The following is a 4,357-nucleotide window of genomic DNA, read 5'->3' as shown; positions in this document are numbered from 1 at the left end:
CACTGGCGCGATCACCTCGGCCAGTTCGGCGGCATCTTCGGCCACGCAAGCGGCGGAAGACGTGGCGCGTCAGCAGCAAGCGGCCTCGCGGCAGAATCAGGCCTCGGTGTTTACCGTGCAGGTGCTGAGTTTCGGCAACGAACAACTCGCCCCAACCCGCGATGGCGCCAGCCGCACCCCGGCCCCGGGCTACAACCCGAACAGCCCGGTGCAGGTGCTGGGGGCAGGGGCGCTGGATGAACAGGCGAAGCAGCAGTTGACCGAAGAGGAGCGCGGGCAACTGACGCTGTAAACGACTCTCGTGCAGTACGTTTGGGCGGCCATTTGGCCGCCCTTTTTTTATGTTGACGAGGTTCGTGGGTATTGTTGTCGAGTGTGGACTAAGGTCAGTATTTTGATTCGCCCGTTCACTCGATAGACCATTACATAGTTTGGATTGACCACCATTTCCCGGGTGCCTGGTGCTCGACCGGGTCTGTAACCATAGGGAATTGATGAAAGCCTTTGCGTTGCTGTACCAACCTTGCGCTGCAAAGCCGCTGAAGCGTTGGAATTGTATTGTTCAATGTAGTCGATAATGTCAGCCAGATCGTCCAGAGCCTGATTGCTCCATTCAAGCGGCAGCGCGTCGATTCTTGCGTTTCTCTTCTAATAGTTGGTCGAGCCGCACCATGGCTTCCTCATGGGGAATGCCCGGGCGAGGATCATCCAGTGCAGCCTGCACCTTGGCACGAAACCAGCGATCGTAGCTCTCTGCCTCTTCTTCGGATTCGAACTCAGAATAAAACGGGGAAAGCAATATGCTCATATGACCTCCGTGATCAATTTCAAGCAGTCTAAGGGGGAGTGGCCCGTTGTCGTCACTGGCTGACGATGCACCCCATGAGCCCTTGAGGAACCATGGGATAACGGAGCCCAGTATCTGCAAGCGCCCCCTATAAATCTGCCAGACGTTTCATCCTGTTGTCCGGTAATCTCGACCGCCGCTGTAGGCGAATTCCACCAACGTGTTTTTCAGGTTTTTAGGCTACAAATCCAGGTGCGCTTTCCTACAAATACACTCAGAACGCATAGGGAATACTCACCTTCGCCCACAACATTTCCCCCTCCGGCCGGTTCTCCACATCAAACTCCTTGGCCCAGCGAATCTCCGCGCTGGCGTACTTGAGAAAAGTGAAGTGCAGCGCCGGGCCGATGGCGAACACTTTGCCACGTACGCCGTCATCCACGTCCTGCCCGGCGAACTGCACGGTGTGGCCGTACTGTTTGTCATCGGTGGTCTGCTTGAGGAAATAGCCGTTGACCCCGAGCATCAGGTCGTCGGTGATCTTGTAGCTGGCCGAATAGTCGAAGTGGAAGATCTGCCCGGACTTGTAGTCGGTGTCCTTGTTCTTCTCGTTGAAGCTGTAGGTGGTCTTCATCGATATTTCGGTGTTGTCGGTCGGCAGCCAGGTGAACGAGAACAGCGGCTTGTAGGTGGAGAAATTGTTGCTGGTATTGGCCAGTCGATCGACGCTGTATTCGCCGGTGGGTAAGGTGACTTCCACGGCGGCGCCAAGGGTCAGGTTTTTGCCCATGTCCCACAAAATGATCGGCGCGAAGGTGGTATCGCCCATGCCTTCGCGGGTGTCGCTCAAACCGAACACCGCGACCTCTTGCTTCAGCCACGGCTGGGCGATGTAGCCGGCCAGGCGTCCGCCGAATATTCGTACCGGGCTCAGGTAGTCGAGGCGCGGAATCACCGCAGTGGATTCGATTTCAACCTTCGGCACCTTGCCGCCCAGCGAGCTGATGTTGAGCTTGGTCGATTTGTAATGGTTGTAGTAGAGGTTGAACGCGACCATGTTCTCAGGAAGGCTGTCGACCTCCAGCGGCAGCATGAAGAAACCGTCAGTGCCAGTGCCGATATTGTCGACCCCGGCTTCGGTGGCAAGGGCGGGCAACGTCAGGGTGCAACCCGCCATGAAAAAGGCGAGCGGCAAGCAGGAGGGTGCACGGTTCGGGCTCATAACTGTCCTCATTATTATTGTGATTGGGACCTGGCACCGGTCGCACGGGGCGCCGGTACGTTAGAAATAAGCGTTTGGCGTACATTCGGGCAGGGTATTGGCGGACAACGAGGGGGGCATCTGCGGACAGTCCGTTGACCCTGTGCTAACTTCCTTCGACATGACCGGTTACAAAAATAACAATCAAGCGTGATCCGGAATGTCAGCCTCCATGAACGTAAAAGTCCAAGACCCGACCTTTGAACTGGCGTTGGTGTCGCCGTTTCTCCTGCAAACCCTCGCCGAGGTCGTGCACAACAAGGGCCTCGACCCGGAAAGCCTGTGCCGTGGCCTGGGCTTGACGCTCGAGGATCTGCAGGATCCGGCGCAGCGGATTTCCTATCGCCAGGCCGTGGCGATGATTCAGCGCGGGCTCAAAGTGCTGCCCAATCAGGGCCTCGGTCTGTGGGTCGGCGCGCAGAATGTGCTGGGAACGCTGGGCTTGCTCGGGCATGTGCTGTCGCTGTGCAAGACTTTGCGCGATGCCTTTGCGCTGGGCATTCGTCATCAGCACACCTCGGGCGGGATTGTGGTGTCCAGTGTCGATGTGGTCGGTGAGCAGGTGCATCTCGACGCCGAATGCCGCTTGCCATTCGCCGACGTGCAGGTGTTTGCAGTCGAAGAGTTTTTCGCCAGTTTGCTGGTGTATGGCCGCGCACTGGTGGGGGCTGAGTTCAAGGCGATTGCCGTGGAGTTCGTGCATGCCGCGCCGGATTACCTGAGCGAATACCATCGGTTGCTGGGGCCGCAGGTGCGCTTCGGTTGCCTGCACAACCGGATGCTGATCGACGCGCAATGGCTCGATGTGCACTTGCCCAATCATCACTCGCTGGCGTTGCGCCAGGCCGTCGCGTTGCTTGAGCTGGAAGCGGCGCAGGTGCATCAGAAGCTGGATCTGATTCAGGCGGTGGAGCGGGCGATCGCCCGTGACTTGAGCCGTGGCAGTCACATTGAAAAGATTGCCGGTGATTTGAACATGAGCAGCCGTACCTTGCGCCGGCGTCTGACCGAGCATGCGTTGACCTTTGAAGCACTGCTGGAACAAGTGCGGCAGGCGCGGACCTTGAGCCTGCTGGCCAATCCGGACATGCCGATCGAACGCATCACCGAAGAAGTGGGCTATAGCGATGTGCGCAGTTTTCGCCGGGCCTTCAAGCGCTGGACGGGGATGAGCCCGAGCGCCTGGCGGCATGACGCAAACCCTCACCCCAGCCCTCTCCCAGGGGGAGAGGGGGCCGACCGAGGTGTTTTGCGTCATCCATCGACCTGAAAGATTGTGTCGATTATGGACTTGAGAGCGTGAGGGCCGATCGACGTCATGCATCGACCTGAAAGATTTTTGTCGATTATGGATTCGGTACAGCACTTTCAAGTCGGCGTATCTCCACAGCATCCCCCATTCAGTTCCCTCTCCCAGAGGGAGAGCGGGCTGATCGAGGTGTTTTGCGTCATCCACCGACCTGAAAGATTTTTGTCGATTATGGATTCGGTACAGCACTTTCAAGTCGGCGTATCTCTACAGCATCCCCCATTCAGTTCCCTCTCCCTCCGGGAGAGGGCTAGGGTGAGGGGCTTTTAGCATTCTCCAAACCCACACAAAGCCTCCGGCTACAGGTAAACTCCCGCGCACTTTCCCAAGGAGTTCACATGAGTTACTACCAGCCGGGCATTCTTGCCACCCCAGTTCCGCCACAAGCACGTCATCTGTTTTTTGCCCTTGAATCGGTAGCAGCCCTGCCGCAGGCGATCGACAACCTGATGCATTTGGTGGACGGCAAGTCGGCGGTGGTCGGTTTCGGTGAATCCCTGGCCCAGGCCCTGAATGTGCAGATCGACGGCCTGCGCAGCTTCCCGGCCATGAGCGGCGTCGGCGTCGACAATCCGTCGACCCAGCACGCGCTGTGGGTCTGGCTGCACGGTGTCGACCGTGGCGAACTGCTCAACCGCAGCAATGCCCTCGAAGCCGCACTGGCCCCGGCCCTGCGCCTGGTCGAGAGGCAGGAAGCCTTCCGCCACAAGGACGGCCACGACCTGACCGGTTACGAAGATGGCACCGAAAACCCGCATGACGAAGCCGCCATCGCTGCCGCGTTGCTGGGCGAGGGCGCCGAAGGCCTGGTCGGCGGCAGCTTCGCCGCGATCCAGCAGTGGCAGCACGACCTCAAGGGTTTCCATCAGTTGTCCGCCGAAGACAAGGACAACATCATGGGCCGTCGCCTCAGCGACAACGAAGAGATCGACGACGCGCCGGTCTCCGCCCACGTCAAACGCACTGCGCAGGAAAGCTTTGCGCCGGAGGCGTTTATGGT

6 protein-coding genes are annotated in these 4,357 nt (G+C 58.7%); 3 read left to right on the top strand and 3 right to left on the bottom strand.

What is annotated here, in order from left to right; translation table 11 throughout:
* Positions 1 to 292, top strand: a 292-nt coding sequence (locus DBR24_RS30895) for a hypothetical protein (protein WP_158277023.1), incomplete at its 5' end; no start/stop codon positions are given.
* 47 nt (positions 293 to 339) lie between these two features.
* On the opposite strand, the gene DBR24_RS06015 is transcribed toward DBR24_RS30895, so the two are convergent.
* The 3 genes from DBR24_RS06015 to DBR24_RS06005 form a co-directional block, all read right to left on the bottom strand.
* Positions 340 to 567 (bottom strand): type II toxin-antitoxin system RelE/ParE family toxin, encoded by a 228-nt coding sequence (locus tag DBR24_RS06015; protein WP_256591299.1) that lies wholly within the window; start codon positions 565 to 567, stop codon positions 340 to 342.
* A gap of 46 nt (positions 568 to 613) precedes the next feature.
* Positions 614 to 808 (bottom strand): stability determinant, encoded by a 195-nt coding sequence (locus tag DBR24_RS06010; protein WP_128614194.1) that lies wholly within the window; start codon positions 806 to 808, stop codon positions 614 to 616.
* A 253-nt stretch (positions 809 to 1,061) separates the two neighbouring features.
* Positions 1,062 to 2,009, bottom strand: a complete 948-nt coding sequence (locus DBR24_RS06005; protein WP_128614193.1) for a transporter — start codon at positions 2,007 to 2,009, stop codon at positions 1,062 to 1,064.
* A gap of 211 nt (positions 2,010 to 2,220) precedes the next feature.
* Here DBR24_RS06005 and DBR24_RS06000 point away from each other — a divergent pair, with 211 nt between their 5' ends.
* Positions 2,221 to 3,318 (top strand): AraC family transcriptional regulator, encoded by a 1,098-nt coding sequence (locus tag DBR24_RS06000; RefSeq protein ID WP_128614192.1) that lies wholly within the window; start codon positions 2,221 to 2,223, stop codon positions 3,316 to 3,318.
* A 377-nt stretch (positions 3,319 to 3,695) separates the two neighbouring features.
* On the top strand, positions 3,696 to 4,357 hold a 662-nt coding region (locus tag DBR24_RS05995), incomplete at its 3' end, for a Dyp-type peroxidase (RefSeq protein ID WP_256591297.1).

It is taken from the genome of Pseudomonas sp. HMWF006, from assembly GCF_003061205.1.
GTDB classification, from domain to species: domain Bacteria; phylum Pseudomonadota; class Gammaproteobacteria; order Pseudomonadales; family Pseudomonadaceae; genus Aquipseudomonas; species Aquipseudomonas monsensis.
The sequence above is the reverse complement of the archived record's forward strand: the minus strand, read 5'-3'. Positions and strand labels throughout refer to the sequence as shown.